The 16,448-nt window shown below is 37.9% G+C and carries 17 protein-coding genes; 5 read left to right on the top strand and 12 right to left on the bottom strand.

Features of this window, described 5'->3' with window-relative positions; translation table 11 throughout:
- Positions 1–126: 126 nt before the first annotated feature.
- Both pyrE and rph read right to left on the bottom strand, forming a co-directional pair.
- Positions 127–774, bottom strand: coding sequence for an orotate phosphoribosyltransferase (gene pyrE / locus RHO12_01225; GenBank protein ID WVD66404.1), 648 nt, complete (start codon positions 772–774; stop codon positions 127–129).
- 103 nt (positions 775–877) lie between these two features.
- Entirely contained in the window at positions 878–1,603 is a 726-nt protein-coding gene (gene rph, locus RHO12_01230; GenBank protein ID WVD66405.1) for a ribonuclease PH, read from the bottom strand.
- Positions 1,604–1,761: 158 nt separating this feature from the next.
- Between rph and RHO12_01235 the strand changes: the two genes are divergently transcribed.
- The 3 genes from RHO12_01235 to RHO12_01245 all read left to right on the top strand — a co-directional run bounded on the left by RHO12_01235 (position 1,762) and on the right by RHO12_01245 (position 5,341).
- Positions 1,762–2,628, top strand: a complete 867-nt coding sequence (locus RHO12_01235) for a YicC/YloC family endoribonuclease (protein ID WVD66406.1) — start codon at positions 1,762–1,764, stop codon at positions 2,626–2,628.
- A gap of 252 nt (positions 2,629–2,880) precedes the next feature.
- The gene (locus RHO12_01240; GenBank protein ID WVD66407.1) at positions 2,881–4,122 is read left to right on the top strand and encodes a hypothetical protein; all 1,242 of its coding nucleotides are present in this window, start codon (positions 2,881–2,883) and stop codon (positions 4,120–4,122) included.
- A 34-nt stretch (positions 4,123–4,156) separates the two neighbouring features.
- Entirely contained in the window at positions 4,157–5,341 is a 1,185-nt protein-coding gene (locus RHO12_01245) for a M20 family metallopeptidase (protein WVD66408.1), read from the top strand.
- Between the two features lie 47 nt (positions 5,342–5,388).
- Here the strand turns inward: RHO12_01245 and zupT are convergent, their stop codons facing one another.
- Genes zupT through RHO12_01260 form a run of 3 tightly spaced genes read right to left on the bottom strand, consistent with a single transcriptional unit; the run spans position 5,389 to position 7,501 of the window.
- A complete protein-coding gene (zupT, locus tag RHO12_01250) occupies positions 5,389–6,183 on the bottom strand; it encodes a zinc transporter ZupT (protein ID WVD66409.1) in 795 nt (264 codons plus the stop codon).
- Between the two features lie 9 nt (positions 6,184–6,192).
- A complete protein-coding gene (locus RHO12_01255; protein WVD66410.1) occupies positions 6,193–6,762 on the bottom strand; it encodes a YggT family protein in 570 nt (189 codons plus the stop codon).
- A gap of 55 nt (positions 6,763–6,817) precedes the next feature.
- Positions 6,818–7,501 (bottom strand): YggS family pyridoxal phosphate-dependent enzyme, encoded by a 684-nt coding sequence (locus RHO12_01260; protein WVD66411.1) that lies wholly within the window; start codon positions 7,499–7,501, stop codon positions 6,818–6,820.
- A gap of 24 nt (positions 7,502–7,525) precedes the next feature.
- Between RHO12_01260 and RHO12_01265 the strand changes: the two genes are divergently transcribed.
- Positions 7,526–8,479, top strand: a complete 954-nt coding sequence (locus RHO12_01265; GenBank protein WVD66412.1) for a PilT/PilU family type 4a pilus ATPase — start codon at positions 7,526–7,528, stop codon at positions 8,477–8,479.
- 36 nt (positions 8,480–8,515) lie between these two features.
- On the opposite strand, the gene RHO12_01270 is transcribed toward RHO12_01265, so the two are convergent.
- From RHO12_01270 to RHO12_01290, 5 genes are all read right to left on the bottom strand, one after another.
- A complete protein-coding gene (locus RHO12_01270; GenBank protein ID WVD66413.1) occupies positions 8,516–8,947 on the bottom strand; it encodes a DUF4083 family protein in 432 nt (143 codons plus the stop codon).
- Between the two features lie 133 nt (positions 8,948–9,080).
- Positions 9,081–10,046, bottom strand: coding sequence for a cysteine synthase A (cysK, locus tag RHO12_01275; protein WVD66414.1), 966 nt, complete (start codon positions 10,044–10,046; stop codon positions 9,081–9,083).
- A gap of 196 nt (positions 10,047–10,242) precedes the next feature.
- Entirely contained in the window at positions 10,243–11,325 is a 1,083-nt protein-coding gene (locus tag RHO12_01280; GenBank protein ID WVD66415.1) for a linear amide C-N hydrolase, read from the bottom strand.
- Between the two features lie 31 nt (positions 11,326–11,356).
- Positions 11,357–12,877 carry a DHA2 family efflux MFS transporter permease subunit gene (locus RHO12_01285; GenBank protein ID WVD66416.1) on the bottom strand — a complete coding sequence of 507 codons (1,521 nt, stop codon included), beginning with the start codon at positions 12,875–12,877 and terminating at the stop codon, positions 11,357–11,359.
- A 1-nt stretch (position 12,878) separates the two neighbouring features.
- Complete coding sequence (locus RHO12_01290; GenBank protein WVD66417.1) at positions 12,879–14,054, bottom strand: EmrA/EmrK family multidrug efflux transporter periplasmic adaptor subunit; 1,176 nt, start codon at positions 14,052–14,054, stop codon at positions 12,879–12,881.
- Between the two features lie 319 nt (positions 14,055–14,373).
- Here RHO12_01290 and RHO12_01295 point away from each other — a divergent pair, with 319 nt between their 5' ends.
- Complete coding sequence (locus tag RHO12_01295; GenBank protein ID WVD66418.1) at positions 14,374–15,348, top strand: DUF523 and DUF1722 domain-containing protein; 975 nt, start codon at positions 14,374–14,376, stop codon at positions 15,346–15,348.
- A 7-nt stretch (positions 15,349–15,355) separates the two neighbouring features.
- Here RHO12_01295 and priC read toward each other — a convergent pair whose 3' ends face one another.
- The gene (gene priC, locus RHO12_01300) at positions 15,356–15,892 is read right to left on the bottom strand and encodes a primosomal replication protein PriC (GenBank protein ID WVD66419.1); all 537 of its coding nucleotides are present in this window, start codon (positions 15,890–15,892) and stop codon (positions 15,356–15,358) included.
- A gap of 28 nt (positions 15,893–15,920) precedes the next feature.
- Positions 15,921–16,364: a terminus macrodomain insulation protein YfbV gene (yfbV, locus tag RHO12_01305; protein WVD66420.1), complete on the bottom strand. Its 444-nt coding sequence runs from the start codon at positions 16,362–16,364 to the stop codon at positions 15,921–15,923.
- Positions 16,365–16,448 lie beyond the last annotated feature (84 nt).

The raw sequence follows: 16,448 nt of genomic DNA on the forward strand, positions 1-16,448 counted from the left end.
TGGTAGCTAATTAGCAATATCCCGTTTGATATAACACGATTCATAATAGAACAAAAAATCACTAAGGTATATAAATTAATCAATTACTTATAAAAAACGCCATTCATTGAGGCGTTAATTTTTCGCTTAAGCAACGCCATATTGTGTTTGGTAGGCTTCAACGCGAGCTAATTCATCTGCTTTGTCATCCTCAGCAGATAAGTAATTGATTAAATCATTAAGCGTAATGATTGATATCACATCACAGTTATAGGCTTTTTTAATCTCCTGAATAGCCGATAGCTCTCCTTTGCCTTTTTCTTGGCGATCTAAACTAATCAACACGCCTGATAATTTTGAGTGGTTATTTTCCAGAATTTGCATTGACTCACGAATAGCGGTGCCAGCGGTGATCACATCATCGACTAACATAACGCGTTTATCTTGAATTGAACTGCCAACCAAATTACCGCCTTCACCATGATCTTTGGCTTCTTTACGGTTAAAGCAATAGGGAATTTCAATATTATGGTGTTCTGACAAAGCAACAACTGTTGCCGCAACGATTGGGATCCCTTTATAGGCTGGCCCAAAAATTACATCATATTCTAGATTTGCATCGAGTAGCGCTTCTGCATAAAAACGACCTAATAGCGCCAGATCTTTACCGGTATTAAACAATCCTGCATTAAAAAAGTAGGGGCTTTTTCGTCCTGATTTCAACGTGAATTCGCCAAATCGCAATACTTCTCTTTCAAGTGCGAATTGAATAAATTGGCGTTTGTATGACTTCATATGATGTTTCTCCAGACGTTAATGTGCTATTACTTTTAAATAAGGTTTAATAAACAAATTGTAACTAAAAATAAAGCGACATATGTCGCTTTTTAAATCAATGCTAGTATGAGGTGATATTTAATGCTAGTTTTTGTGCCTCAATAATGGTATTAATTCCATTTTTTGCTAATGCTAATAGTTCCATTAGTTCATCATGACTAAATGGTTCTCCCTCAGCAGTGCCTTGTATTTCAATTATTCTCTCATCATCGGTCATGATGACATTCATATCCGTTTCGGCATTAGAATCTTCAATATACTCAAGGTCGCACAAGGCTTGATCTTTTACGATACCGACCGAAACAGCCGCAATTAAGCCTTTAAATGGATTAGTTTTTAATGTGCCTTGTTCTATCATGCCATTAAGCGCATCATAAAGCGCAACGCATGCGCCTGAAATTGATGCGGTGCGTGTACCTCCATCGGCTTGGATCACATCACAATCAAGCGTAATGGTATATTCGCCTAATACTTTAAGATCAACTGCGGCACGTAGTGAGCGAGCGATTAAGCGCTGGATTTCCATTGTTCGACCGCTCTGTTTACCTTTAGCCGCTTCACGTTGTGTTCGGGTATTTGTCGCTCTTGGCAACATGCCATATTCAGCCGTGATCCAGCCTTGATTTTGACCTTTAAGAAAACGAGGAACCCCTTCTTCAATCGTTGCATTACAAAGCACTTTGGTTTCACCAAATTCAATTAATACAGAACCTTCGGCATGTTTGGTATAATTACGGGTGATTTTTATCGGGCGGACTTGTTCCGCGGTTCGGCCAGAAGGGCGCATGTCTATCTCCAATTAGGTTTTATCTGATACTGAATCAATAGTTTATTAGGAGGACATTACTATAAGGATAAGTAATGTTTAGCCTAAGCTAAGGGGGCATTATACAGAATTTGTGCTACAATGCACAGCAACTTTTATGACTTTAGGAAGAAACAATTATGATCCGCAGTATGACTGCTTATGCAAGAAAAGAGCTCAATGGAAGTTGGGGGCATGCCGCTTGGGAACTACGTTCTGTCAATCAGCGCTATCTAGAAACATATATTCGCTTGCCTGAACAGTTACGCTCACTAGAGCCGATTATTCGTGAAAAACTTAGACGTCGTTTAACTCGAGGGAAGGTCGAATGTAATTTGCGCTTTGAACTTGATTTAGCCAATCAGCATCAAGAATTGTGCCTGAATAAAGATCTTGCTAAGCAGTTGATACAAGCCGCTAATTGGATTCGTGATGAAGCGTCATCAGGTGATGTCAATGTGGTTGATGTATTACGCTGGCCTGGGGTTATGTCAGCTAAAGAACAAGATCTTGACGCTATTTCGCACGAGATCTTAGCGTTACTTGAAACAGCCATTGATGATTTTATTGATGTGCGTGAACGTGAAGGTAAAGCGCTTGAATCAATGATTATTAAACGTCTAGAAGGTATCACGCAAGAAGTGACCAATATTCGAGGTTGGATGCCTGAAATTTTACAATGGCAGAAAGATAAATTACACGCCAAATTAGCGGAAGCTAATGTTGAGCTTGAAGCAAATCGCTTAGAGCAAGAACTGATTTTATTAGCGCAGCGAATAGATGTTGCGGAAGAGTTGGACCGTCTATCGACCCACGTTAAAGAAACCTATGCTATTTTGAAAAAAAATGAAGCAGTTGGGCGCCGCCTAGACTTTATGATGCAAGAATTTAATCGTGAATCCAATACGATTGCCTCTAAATCGATTAATGCCGATGTAACTGCATCAGCAATTGAACTTAAAGTACTGATCGAACAAATGCGTGAGCAAATCCAAAATATTGAGTAGTATTCGAGCTTTTCTTAACTACTTTGAGCTAGAACAAGCCCTAACATAAAGGGCTTGCTAGTTTTGTTACAATTATCATAATTCACTCATTAGGCGTAAATTCATGGTAATAAAACGATTGCTAGCAACTAGCGATATTGCTAATCTGTATGGTGGCAGAATCAGTAAATAAATAACGTAAAATAAACTGTCGCTTTATCAGCAATATTATTTTAAGTAGTGCTATAAATTTAATATTAAAATGGAGTTTTTATGCCTACGATGTTAGATATGCCGCAGATGCTGGCATTTGTCTTAATCCTCTTTATTTTGTACCTTGGTGATGTTATTTCAACCTATACCAAAGCTTGGATCCCTTCAGTTTTTATCTGTGCGGTACTTTTTCTAGCTGGGTATTGGACATTTTTCCCCAAAGATATTGTTGCCAGAGCCGGTATTTCAGCCTCGGTTGCGGTTATGTTGATGTACCTGTTAATTACCAATATGGGGACCTTATTATCTTTACGTGATTTGAAAAAACAGTGGAAGACGATTTTAGTCTCTTTGTCTGGCATTGTCGGTATTATTGTTTTTTGTACGATTATTGGTATGCTCTGTTTTGATCGTAATACCGTCATTGTTGCCATCCCCCCGTTAGTCGGTGGCATTGTTTCGGCAATAATAATGTCTGGTGGCGCTAAAGCGGCTGGTTTGCTCGATTTATCCGTATTTGCCATTGTGATTTACGTGATGCAAGGATTTGTTGGATATCCACTAACCGCGATTATGCTAAAGCGCGAAGGCTTACGTGTATTAAAAAAACATCGAGCAGGTGAATGGGAAAATAATAATGATACTACGACAACCAATCATAAACTCGATGTTGTTAGCACGGTTGATGAATACCCTATGCCACGATTATTTAACAAAATTCCAAGTAGTTATAATAGTAGCTATTTTCAATTTTTACGCTTGGCATTTGTTGGTTATTTAGCCTATCTATCTTCCGTACTCTTAGCGCCGCTCATTGCCATTAGTCCTTTTGTTTTATGTCTATTATTTGGTGTAATTGCTTCATCTATTGGTTTTTTAGAACGCCATCCGCTAAAAAAAGCAAATGGATTCGGTTTTGCCGTTATGGCATTAATGTTGTTTATTTTTGATACCCTTAATCATGCAACGCCACAAATGCTCTTGAATTTACTGATGCCATTAATCGTTTTAATCCTTGCTGCCGTTGTTGGAATGTTGGTTTTTGCCGCAATTATAGGCAAAGTATTGAAGGTTAGCACTGAGATGGGGTTTGCGATTGCTCTAACGGCTTTATATGGTTTTCCTGCTGATTACATTATTACTAATGAAGTTATCAATAATCTAACTACCGATGCCAAAGAAAGGCAAATTCTTAATAGCCATATGTTAGCACCAATGCTCATTGGCGGCTTTATTTCAGTTACGATTGTGTCGGTTGTACTCGCGGGTATTATGGTGGGAATGATAACGCCTATAAATTAATAGTAAGCAGATTAAACGAATTAGAGGAAGAGTTATGATTAACAGTAAAATAGCTACATTAGTGGCTCATTATAATCAGGAGATGATTGCCTTTCGACGTGATCTACATCGTCATCCTGAATTACCATTTGAGGAAGTTCGTACCACTAATCGTATTGCGCAGGAGTTAGATAAACTGGGTATTACCTACAGACGAACAGAGCCAACGGGAATTATTGCCGATATACAAGGTGGCAAAGCAGGTAAGACTATTTTGTTACGCGCTGATATCGATGCATTGCCGATACAAGAAATAAACCAAACTATCGATTATAAATCGACTATCGACGGTAAAATGCATGCCTGCGGTCATGATTCGCATACGGCAATGTTACTTACCGCAGCTAAAGTACTTAATGACATAAAGCACCAGCTGCCAGGCAATGTTCGATTAGTTTTTCAACCTGCAGAAGAGATCGCTCAAGGCGCAAAAGCGATGATAAAGCAGGGCGTATTGGCGGGTGTTGATAATGTGTTTGGGATGCATATTTGGTCGCAAACCCCGATTAATAAAATATCGTGCATTGTTGGTCCTTGCTTTGCTTCTGCGGATCTATTAACGGTTAGATTTAAAGGTAAAGGAGGGCATGGCTCGATGCCACATGATACGGTTGATGCAGTTATGGTGGCGTCGGCATTTGTCATGAATGTGCAAGCAATCGTTTCTCGTGAAGTAGATCCATTAGAATCAGCGGTTGTTACCATTGGGCGAATGGAAGTGGGAACGCGTTTTAATGTGATTGCTGAAAATGCCATATTAGAAGGGACAGTGCGCTGTTTTAATCTTGCAGAACGAGAAAAAATAATAGCTGCCATAAAACGTTATGCTGACCACGTTGCGGCAATGTACCGAGCGACTGCCGAAGTCGACTATGTATATGGTACGTTGCCCGTTATTAATGAGCAACGCAGTGCACTATTGGCTCAATCAATTATTACTCAAGCTTTTGGCGAGTCTTATTTATATAACGAGCGACCAACAACGGGAGGTGAAGATTTTAGTTATTATACTGAAAATATTCCCGGTGCTTTTGCGCTATTAGGCAGTGGTAATCCGACCAAAGATACGCAGTGGGCGCATCATCATGGTTGTTTTAACATCGATGAAGAGGCGATGACAAAAGGGGCAGAGCTATATGCGCAGTATGCTTGGGCTTATTTAAATCAAGATCAATTTTAAATTATAGCAACAAGCCAGATATTCACTGAGTATGTGGCTTAATTTATTTAAAAATACTGCAATAAAATTAAACTAAATCCCATTATTGTCATACCACAAAGAATACCGACACTCGGGTTACGCTTAGGATCAACTTCTTTAGCAAGAGGAATAAGCTCATCAATTGATAACGCGACCATGATCCCTGCAACGGCAGCCATAATGCTTGCCATCAACGTTTGACTAATATAATCACCAAGTGCGACATAAGTTAAAACGCCACCAAGAATCTCAGCAAAGCCCGATATACTCGCCCAAAACAGAGCTTGCCATTTTGAACCGGTCGCAATATAAATTGGTGCGGCGACCGCTAATCCTTCGGGAATATTATGAATCGCTACCGCAATTGCGATGCCAATGCCTAGTTCGATATTGACACTTGCGGTGATAAAAGTAGCAATCCCTTCAGGAAAATTATGTAGGCTGATCCCAAGTGTTAATAATATTGCCGTACGTTTTAGCTTATCTTTATATGAGGGTTTAATGTGCTTTATATCGACAAATCCCTTACCTTCACCCGGAATGTCCTGTGGATGGTAATGGGGCAGCAAGCGATCGATGGCAAAATAGCCAAGCAATCCAATAATGAACATTAAGTAACATAAAATAGGCGAGACAAAGGGAGTATTAAGCGCCGCGGGTAGCATTTCCATTAATGAGATCAACAGCATAATACCCGCTGCAAAGCCAAGGGAAAATCCTAATAGCCGAGCGGAAGGTTTTTTAGTTAACACTCCCAAAATAGCGCCGATAAATGTCGACGCACCAGCTAATATCGTTAGAATAAGTGGAGTGGATAGCACAAAAATACCTTATCGACTAAATGAAATGATTCCCCACCATGGACTAAACAGGTTCATACAAACCATATTTAATATAATCAAAATAAAGACAAAAATCATAAAGGAGAGATCGATATTACCAATCGGAGGCACAACGCGCCGTATTGGTGCGATAAGTGGTTCCGTGAGCTGATATAAGACCTCTTCAAGTATTGATTTTCCTTTGCTGATCCAGCTTAAAATCGCTCTTACTAGCAACATCCAGAAAACTAAATTACCCAACGAATATAAGATGACATAGAATCCACAGATCAAATATTGTAGGTTAAAATTAGGCGCATTAGTATTATACATTTTAATAATAGCAATAAACTTAATCACAGCGAGGATGTAGAGCACTAATAGCGTAGCCGTATCTATTTTTCCAATTGACGGAATTATTTTGCGCAGAGGACCAATTACGGGCTGGGTGATTTTAATTATAAATTGGGTGCATGGATTATAGTAATTGACGCGCGTATACTGCATCCAGACTCGTAAAATAACGAGATAAACACAAAGCGTTAATAGCATATTAATAAGGTAAAATAGTGGTGACATCAAAAACTCCTTTATATTTATTTTTAGCAATATAGCATAAAAGGGATTGGGTGTGTTACCTCTTGCCAAATATTGCAGAGCCAATTCTAACCATATTACTGCCCGCAATAATCGCCGATACCATGTCATCGCTCATACCCATTGATAGGGTATCGAGTTTAATATGCTGCTGTAAGTTATCATAAAGTTTAAACATTTCATCAAATGCGATACGTTGTAGGTTAGGATCTGTTTCGGCTTTAGGGATAGCCATTAACCCCCTAAGCGTTAAGTTAGGCAGTTTTATTATTTCTAGCGCTAACGGTAAGAGTTCATCGGGTGTAACGCCAGATTTTGTTTGCTCATTACTGATATTAACTTGAATGAGGATATTTAAAGGTAGCAATGTATTGGGTCTTTGCTCACTCAGCCGTTTAGCAATTTTTAATCGGTCAACAGTTTGTACCCAATCGAAATGTTCAGCAACAAGCTTAGTTTTATTTGATTGCAGTGGGCCAATAAAATGCCATTGCAGAGCAAGATTCATATTTAATTGCCGAAAATATTGTATTTTTTCAATACCTTCTTGCACATAGTTTTCACCAAAAGCAAGTTGCCCAGCCTGAATGGCTAGTTCAATGGCTGAACACGGTTTCATTTTGCTTACTGCAATAAGTTTAATTTTACTGGGATCACGATCGCACTTTCTTGCAATATGCATAATCTCATTATGTATACATTGTAAATTATCTTTAATCATTATCGCTCACGTAAGGATTCATATATGGAAACTATTTTTGCATTAAGTGTAACTCAAAACGCCTCTGATTTGCATCTTTCTAGCGGCGAAAAAGTCATAATTAGGCAAAATGGTAAATTAATTAACTTAACCAATGACCGTTTATCGAGTCAGGAGCTAGAGAAAAAACTTTTTGCTATTTTGACATTAGAGCAATTGCAGCAAATAGAGGAACATAAACAAGTTGATTTTGCCTACCATCATCAAAAATTGGGTCGATTCCGCGGTAATATTTTTTATCAAAAAAGAGGTATTTCAGCCTGTTTTAGAGTTATTCGTGATGAGATTTATACGCTTGATGAAATTAACGCACCAGAGATACTAAAAACATTAGTTATGAAAAAACAAGGGTTGATTTTTATAACTGGTGCAACAGGGTGTGGTAAATCGACAACATTAGCGGCGATGTTAGAGTATGTTAATCGGCATCAATGCAAACATATTCTGACATTAGAAGATCCGATTGAATTTATTTACACGAACAAGTTAGCTTTGATTCAACAACGCGAAATTGGCACTCATTGTAACCGCTTTTATGATGGATTAATCTCAATGCTGCGACAAGATCCCGATATTATTATGCTTGGTGAATTAAGGGATAAAGAAACCGTAGCTGCCGCATTACAAGCTGCCGAAACTGGCCATTTAGTTTTAGCAACACTACACACTAATTCTGCGATACAAACACTTAATCGTATTATCGATTTATTTCCTGAACAATCAAAAAATTTCATCTGTTCACAACTAGCGAATTCTTTACAGGCTGTTATTTCCCAGCAATTAATTACCAACATTAAAGGAGAACGAAAAGCAATTTTTGAAGTCTTAGTTAATACTCCGGCAGTAAGTAATTTAATTCTTCAGGGTAAAACAAAACAACTGGTCTCTTTAATGCAAACTGGTTCACAGCATGGGATGAGCTTGATGGATGGAGAGTAAAAAGGCACTAAATAGCGCCTTTTATTACAACTCAGCTTAGAATATAGCGGTAATTAGTAACAAAACACCTAATACAATAGAAGCGGTACCAAATATACTTTGTAGTGGTAATAATTTGGCAATTAGATTCTGACCTTTTTCCTCTGACTTAGGGTTTTTTGATAAAATATACTTATTAATCAAATTAAAACCGAGAATAAAGCCTAGAATGATCATAATTAAGGCAATAGCAACAAGCAAAATCCAGGTGCCACTAGCATTAAAAGTAAAATAAAAGTTTGCATTAATAAGTAGACCAATAAGATCCCATATACCTAAAACTAAGATGACTACACCAAGCCAGCCTTGATAAGGCGCTATTTTACCTAATAACTCTTGAGAACTAGGTCGTTTAGATAAAATTAAAGTAGGAATAGTCAATACTCCCGATATAATAAGAATTAATGAATACACAATATACGTTGCCATGATTTTACCCTTTATTGTTAACTCGTTTTCAATTATTACCTTGTTTTCAACTGCTTGCGAATTATCTGGTTTTTCCGCTTTGAAATCAAGAAATTTTTATATAATCTAGCAAGTTATACAAGGTGATAAGCCATTATTCCAGCTCTTTTTCAGTGAATAAACCGCTAAAAAGGTCGGTGCTCAAATAACGTTCACCTGACGATGGAAGAATAACAACAATCGTTTTATCTTTATTTTCTGGCAGATTAGCTAATTTATCTGCTGCAAATACGGCAGCACCTGACGATATTCCAGCTAGTATCCCCTCTTTGTCCATAATTTTACGTGCAGTATTAATCGCATCTTCATTTGATACCTTTTCGACTAAATCGATTAGGCTCAAATCAAGGTTATCAGGAATAAAACCTGCGCCTATGCCTTGAATTTTATGCGGTCCTGGTTGTATAGGTTCTCCAGCAAGGGCTTGACTAATAACCGGTGAGTTTAACGGTTCAATTGCGACGGCAGTAATGTTCTTGCCTTGAGTTTTTTTTAGATAACGAGTAACACCGGTAAATGTGCCACCCGTGCCGACGCCCGCGATAAATATATCAACGTCCCCATCGGTATCTTGCCATATTTCTGGTCCTGTGGTTTTTTCATGAATTTCAGGGTTTGACGGATTGCTAAATTGCTGCAGCATTAAATTATGTTTAGGATCACTAGCAACGATCTCTTCTGCTTTTGCGATAGCGCCCTTCATTCCTTTTGCTGCCTCAGTGAGAATAAGGTTAGCACCAAGTACTTTTAATAATTTACGTCGTTCAATACTCATACTTTCAGGCATGGTTAACGTTAATTTATAACCTCTCGCAGCTGCCACTGCAGCGAGCGCAATACCCGTATTACCACTAGTTGGTTCAATTAGCTCAACACTGGGCGTTAATTGACCTCGTTTTTCTGCATCCCAAATCATGTTCGAAGCAATACGGCATTTGACGCTAAAACTTGGGTTGCGTGATTCCACTTTGGCAAGAATATTACCTTGACCAAAGTGTTTTAATCGTACAAGAGGTGTATGGCCGATAGTTTGAGAGTTATCATCAAATATTCTACTCATTAGCAAATCCCCGTTAAAATAAAGTGTCGCGTTGGTTTAAAAACAACTAAAGTTATAATCAAAATTATAGATCTTTAACAATAAGAGTGTACTAATAATTTGTTATAACGATATATTTATTTGAAATAAGCGATAAATAGAAATAATAATAACTATTATCCATTAGTTAGTTGCAAATACCGCTAATATTTAAAGATTAGTAATGAAGCTGCTGCTCGGTTAAACCTTGAAATAAAAAAGGTTTACTTACTTGATAAGCATCGGTTGCATCACCAGAAAATATATTACGTTGTTCTCTGCCTAGTTTAAGCTCTTTTACTTGCCCTGTCTCTGCGGAAAAATCAATTTTACTTAAGTCAGTCCAAAAAATATTTGGCGTTAATGCTGATTCAAAAAAATAGAGTTGATGTTTATGGTCATACAGCGTTCGCCAGCGAGTTGATGATATTTCAGGTGAGTCTTCAGTTGTTAGACCGTAGGGCACGGAAACATTTCTGATAACACTAAAGACGCTAGCCACCGCAGTTCTTGCATCCATTTTTTGCGGAATATTATTAATATAAAAAGAGGCTCTTGCAAAGCGATCCGCGGCTCGATTGGTTCCTGGTAGGAATGACAATCCACCGATCTCCTGCCAATACTCTTCCATCGCTAGCTGTTTATCGTAAGTCGGTGAATTAGTCATCACTTGATAATCACGACTATGATGAATAACTTGCTTTCCATCAATGTATTCAATTATTGCGCTATCACCAGTGCTATCAGATAAAGATAGATGCAGCGTAGCAAGTCTATTTTGTCCCGGTACATTATCAGTCACGACGGCTAGAGGGTGAAGTGTTATATGGGCTACAGCTTCCGCAACTGACGCAAAATTATCTAGCATATATTGTGCCCAAATTGAGACAGACAGACCATTATTACCTACCAGCTCGGTTGGATATTGTGACTCAGCTAGCCAGAGTAAATTAGCAACTAAGCCTTTTTCGTTAACACCATCAGTAGTTGAAACATCATAGCCTGATGCAATCACACTGCCGTATTTTGCGGTCCAAGTTAATGAATGCTTGGCAACGACGCCATCACGCACCATGCCTCGAGGAAAAATCCATAAATTAGTCGCAATTTCATCTTTCCAGTCCATCGATCTCGCGGTAATAATTTGTTGTTCATCGCCTAAATAGACGATTCGAGTGCAAGCGTCACTTAATGCAGTAAAGCCAATTAGCGATGCAATAAGTGCGTATTTTAATGGTTGTTTAGATTTGATGAATTTCATCTTTTCCCCTTAAGTGTTGTTATGTACAAAATTATCCCATTGATTTAAAAGGTGGTTTTGCAAACCAAATTGTAACAGTTAATGCAATAAATACCCAACCGCTTAGCCAAAAAATATCATTGGCAGAAAGAATTAGGCTTTGTGCTGAGATTTGCTCATTAATATAAGTCGATGTTTGTATTTTTGATAAACCGTATGAAGACATTTGCTGATAGTAGTCTACTGAATTGGCATTATATGGATTAATTGATTCGGTTAGCTGCGCGTGATGTAACGATGCCCGATTTGCCCACATGGTTGTGGTGATTGATGTGCCTACTGAGCCAGCTAATGTACGAAAAAAATTAGCTAAACTTGACGCGGAAGCCAGACGATCGGCAGGTAAACCTGATAACGTTAATATCGTTAATGGCATAAAAAAACACGCAACCGCGATGCCTTGTATTAATTGTGGTATCGCGATCCCAATAAAATTAATATTTGACTCAAAAGTGTAAGCTCGCCAGAAAAAGCATAAAGAGTAGAATAAAAATGAATTGGTAATAATCCAACGAATATCAATGTGATCAGCGAGCTTTGCTACATAAGCCGACAACAGAATGGGTAATAATCCTATCGGCGCTAACGCAATGCCGGCCCAGGTTGCGGTGTAGCCGTAAACCTCTTGCAATAGCTGAGGTAATAAAACAATCGCACCAAAATATGCCATATAAGATAAGCTGGTTGAGATAGTCCCAATAGAGAAGTTTCTAATTTTAAATAAGGCAAGATCAACTACGGGATTGTGGTTATTTAATTCCCAAATGACTAAAAATGTTAGTGCAATTACCGAAATAATTGCTAAGGTGGTAATTTCATTCGAGGCAAACCAATTAAGCTCTTGTCCTTTATCTAAGAAAACTTGTAAACACCCAACACCAACGGTTAATAACGCTAGACCAATATAGTTGAAGGGAATTTTTACTGCTTTTGATTCCATCTCTCTTAACAAATAAGCCCCTAAAATAACGACCAAAATGCCGATTGGAACATTCATGAAAAATATCCAGCCCCAATCATAATTATCACTGATGTAACCACCAAAAATAGGGCCACATACGGGGGCTAAAATAATGGTCATTGACCATAAGGCAAGCGCTATTTTTTGTAGGGCGGGGGGATAACCTCGTAGTAAAATGCTCTGAGATAAAGGGATAACAGGACCGGCGACAGCGCCTTGAATGACTCTAAAAAAGAGTAGCATGGCTAAGCTATCGGATATCCCGCATAAAAAAGATAATAATGTAAAAAGTGCCGTAGCCCACAAGAAAATGGTTACCTCACCATAACGTTTAGCTAAAAAACCACTAATCGCAATAGAGATAGCATTTGATACGCCAAATGCGGTTATGATCCATGTTCCTTCGGTGATCGACACACCTAACGATCCCGAAATAGTGGGAATGGCTACGTTAGCGATAGTAGAATCAAGCACTTGCATAAAGGTGGCTAATGATAAAATAATTGTCATCAGAGCAAGTTTTGCACCCGTGTAGGGCGTAAAGTTACTCATACTATTGCTCCATTGTTGGGCTATAGGTATTTTGCTCAATAATCTCGTTAATTATAATATCTATATTATCTAAACTTAGTACCAGTGCGTTACTTTCATAAAATGGTATCGTTCGTTGTGTTGTAGCTAGCACCTGACCATCATCATTTCTAACATCAATAGTGACGTTCATTGAAAGGCCAATTCTAAGCGGATATTGGTTTACTTGTTGCTTGTCTAACTCAATTCGAACAGGTAAACGCTGCACAACTTTGATCCAATTACCGGTTGCATTTTGTGCGGGCAATAATGAAAATGCGCTACCCGTTCCCATATTAATACCAACCACTTTACCTTGATAAGTTACGTTATCACCGTACAGATCACTGATTGCGGTGGCGGTTTGACCAATGCGGATATCTTGTAGCTGTGTCTCTTTAAAATTGGCATCTATCCAGATTGGTTCTGGCGGTACAATCACCATTAACTGGCTTTCAGGAGTAACTTGCGACCCGACTTCGACATTGCTTCTTGCCACATAACCAGTAATAGGGCTACGAATTGTTGTTCGTTGTAATGTTACCCAAGCTTGTCGAACGGTGTCTGCCGCTTGTTTAACCGCAGGTTGTTCATGTAATGTTACGCCATGCAATAACGCTTGATTTGCTTGGTATTGTTGTTTTGCGATTTCAACGTCTAATTGCGCTAATTCCATGCTCTGTTTTGCATGTTGTAACTCTTCGATAGAGACATCGTCCTTACGACCCAAAGATAAGCGACGCTGATAATCTTGTTGGGCTTGCTGCAAGTTAATTTCATTCGACTTTATTTTAGCCAAATATTGTTCAGCATCAATATACAAAACTTGAGTTTGTCTAACGATGTTAGCTAGTGCATCTGTTGCTTGTTGATAAGCAAGTTTTGCATCGGTGTCATCGAGGCGTATTAATATTTCACCCGCTTTAACTAAGTCAGTGTTGACGAAACTAACCTGTATTACTTTACCCGTTGTTTGTGCTACAACGGGGGACTGGATCCCTGACACATAAGCATCATCGGTAGAAACTTCCCCTCGAATGGCGACGAACCAGTAGAGACCATAAAGACAAAAAACAACAATAAATACAAGACTGGCAATAAGTATCCATCTGCTACGACGTTTAATGCTATTAGGATCAGAAGTAGATTGTGAAGTCATAAATAGTTATCCCATTTTATCGATTACTCATCTCGGCAAATTTGGTATATATTAATAAATCAAATGCTTAATAAATCGATTATTTAATATATAAGATAACAATTATTTAACAACTCTATTATACCTATTAATTTATGTTTTTAGTTTAACTACACTTAAGTAGTTCGGGTCTAGATTTGATCGCCGATTATATGTTAAATTATCGACAATATAAATGTATCAAACATATTCTTATCACTCGTGTCCAAGCTTAATTGATTGGAATTTAACTAGCACAGTTGCTGTTTTAGCAAAATAAATTTTTAAGGTATGATCACGAATGGCAAACGCCGAGCTATATGAGCCAGCAATTAAACTACAACTTGGTATTAGCAAATGTTTATTAGGCGAAAAAGTGAGATACGATGGCGGTCATAAACGGCTACCATTTGCTGTCGATGTTCTTAGCTCTTTCGCTGATTTTCATGTTATTTGCCCGGAAACCGCGATAGGATTACCAACACCTCGTCCGACTATTGGTCTATACCAAAATACTATGCAATCAGTTGTGATACGCTTTAATGATCGGCAAATAGATAATGGTGATATCGATAATAAAATGACGTTATTTTGTCAACAGACAATGCGCAGCCTCAGTTCTTTATCTGGTTATATTGTTTGTGCTAAATCGCCAAGTTGTGGTTTAGGTAACGCAAAAGTTTATGATAATGATAGTGGTGATTTTGTTACATTAGCTGATGGACGATTTACCGCTTACCTGCGTGATTGTTACCCGTGGTTGCCTATTGAAGATAATGTACGATTAAACAACCCAGATATTCAGCAACATTTTGTTATTCGCATGTTTGCTTTGCAACGTTTAAATAAACTACTCGAGAGTGAGCTGAGTCGCCATGCATTATTAACCTTTCATAGTCGTTATAAGTTATTATTACTGGCTCATTCACAACCGCTTTATCGCCAGTTAGGTCCCTTTGTGGCCAAGCTTGATCAATTTGATGATTTGCAGCAATTTTTTATACAATATCGTCAACGATTAATGGCTTTATTAACAATACCCGCCAGCAAAGAAAACCATACTAATGTACTAATGCATATTCAAGGTTATTTTAATCGCTACTTAACTAATGCAGAAAAACAAGCGCTAACGGCGACAATTTTAGCTTACCATCGCGATGAGTTACCTTTAAGTAAACCAATATCATGCCTGAAAGCATGTTTAGAAAAGTATCCTAACGATTATTTATCTACGCAATATTATTTTACGCATTATCCACAAGCTTTACCGCATTAAAAGGTAGTTACTCATTAGCTTGTTCTATTTTTTGCTCTATTAATATCAAGGCATGACGGCAATTGGCGATACGTTGCTCGACAGCGGCTATTTGTTTAGCTTGTTCGCTAGGTTGGAGACATAAATCTTGTTGTAGTTTGTACTTCATTGCTTCGAGTCGATTTAGATACCCTACATTTTTAGCATATTCTTCATGTGGACTGGTTTCTTTGACGGAGCGCTCTTTTTTGTATCGTAGTAATCTGGTGGATAATTCTCGTTGTAAGGCTGCGATCTGTTTAACAAGCAAATCAGATAAGTAAACGATTTGATCTAAATAATTGCTCTGGTTTTCCTTAGCGATAAGTTTTGCTAATTTTTGGTAGTTAGTTTGTAACTCTAATAAATAAGGTGCATAACCGTTTAGTAGCACACCTTGATAATTAAATAACTGAGCATCAAAGCAGGGTTCGTATATTTTATTAGTAGAGAATGCAGCAAATTGTTGTGATAAGGATGTTATGTTATCGTTTAATTTAGCCAAAAAAATATCATTTTGTGTCACTGTAGATTACCTTATTTAATCGATAACGTTAGCTATCATGTCTAGTTGGGTATTCATCATCTAAATGATGCGCTGATATTTGATATAACTGCATAAAGTGCATCAAATCAATCGTCTCTTTTTCTACTGATTTTTTAGCTAACACACCCAGCTGAACTAATTTTTGCTGAGTTTCAATGTACCAAGGGAGCAAATTAAGCGGTAAAGGGAGACTTGCTCGTTTACCTAACCATAAAATACCTTGCACGGGTAAACTAAATGCAAAAATAGCAGTAATTACCGTCGTTATAATATTTGCATGCATATAAAATTGCCAGATAAACAGTGCGATAATTAATGGTGGTAAATATCTATTGGCCATTTTTATATAAAAAATAATTTTAATTTCAGGAAAGGAAGATGCTAAGGACTTATCGGTACTGCAAACCGTCATATATTTATGACCGGTTTTGAATAATTTTATTACATTCATTACTATCGGATTCCTCGACATTAGCTTTTTATTGCCTTAAAATAACCCCCAGAATAAAGCTTAAGAGGCACTTGCTATTGTAAT

The organism is Orbaceae bacterium lpD02, assembly GCA_036251875.1.
GTDB lineage: Bacteria > Pseudomonadota > Gammaproteobacteria > Enterobacterales > Orbaceae > Orbus > Orbus sturtevantii.

Excerpts from the sequence above, each read along its gene's own strand:
- RHO12_01290 (WVD66417.1), bottom strand. The coding sequence starts at position 14,054 with ATGACTTCACAATCTACTTCTGATCCTAATAGCATTAAACGTCGTAGC.
- RHO12_01245 (WVD66408.1), top strand. The coding sequence starts at position 4,157 with ATGATTAACAGTAAAATAGCTACATTAGTGGCTCATTATAATCAGGAG.
- RHO12_01295 (WVD66418.1), top strand. The coding sequence starts at position 14,374 with ATGGCAAACGCCGAGCTATATGAGCCAGCAATTAAACTACAACTTGGT.
- rph (WVD66405.1), bottom strand. The coding sequence starts at position 1,603 with ATGCGCCCTTCTGGCCGAACCGCGGAACAAGTCCGCCCGATAAAAATC.
- pyrE (WVD66404.1), bottom strand. The coding sequence starts at position 774 with ATGAAGTCATACAAACGCCAATTTATTCAATTCGCACTTGAAAGAGAA.
- RHO12_01285 (WVD66416.1), bottom strand. The coding sequence starts at position 12,877 with ATGAGTAACTTTACGCCCTACACGGGTGCAAAACTTGCTCTGATGACA.
- RHO12_01270 (WVD66413.1), bottom strand. The coding sequence starts at position 8,947 with ATGGCAACGTATATTGTGTATTCATTAATTCTTATTATATCGGGAGTA.
- RHO12_01265 (WVD66412.1), top strand. The coding sequence starts at position 7,526 with ATGGAAACTATTTTTGCATTAAGTGTAACTCAAAACGCCTCTGATTTG.
- RHO12_01240 (WVD66407.1), top strand. The coding sequence starts at position 2,881 with ATGCCTACGATGTTAGATATGCCGCAGATGCTGGCATTTGTCTTAATC.
- yfbV (WVD66420.1), bottom strand. The coding sequence starts at position 16,364 with ATGAATGTAATAAAATTATTCAAAACCGGTCATAAATATATGACGGTT.
- RHO12_01280 (WVD66415.1), bottom strand. The coding sequence starts at position 11,325 with ATGAAATTCATCAAATCTAAACAACCATTAAAATACGCACTTATTGCA.
- RHO12_01255 (WVD66410.1), bottom strand. The coding sequence starts at position 6,762 with ATGTCACCACTATTTTACCTTATTAATATGCTATTAACGCTTTGTGTT.
- RHO12_01260 (WVD66411.1), bottom strand. The coding sequence starts at position 7,501 with ATGATTAAAGATAATTTACAATGTATACATAATGAGATTATGCATATT.
- RHO12_01235 (WVD66406.1), top strand. The coding sequence starts at position 1,762 with ATGATCCGCAGTATGACTGCTTATGCAAGAAAAGAGCTCAATGGAAGT.
- cysK (WVD66414.1), bottom strand. The coding sequence starts at position 10,046 with ATGAGTAGAATATTTGATGATAACTCTCAAACTATCGGCCATACACCT.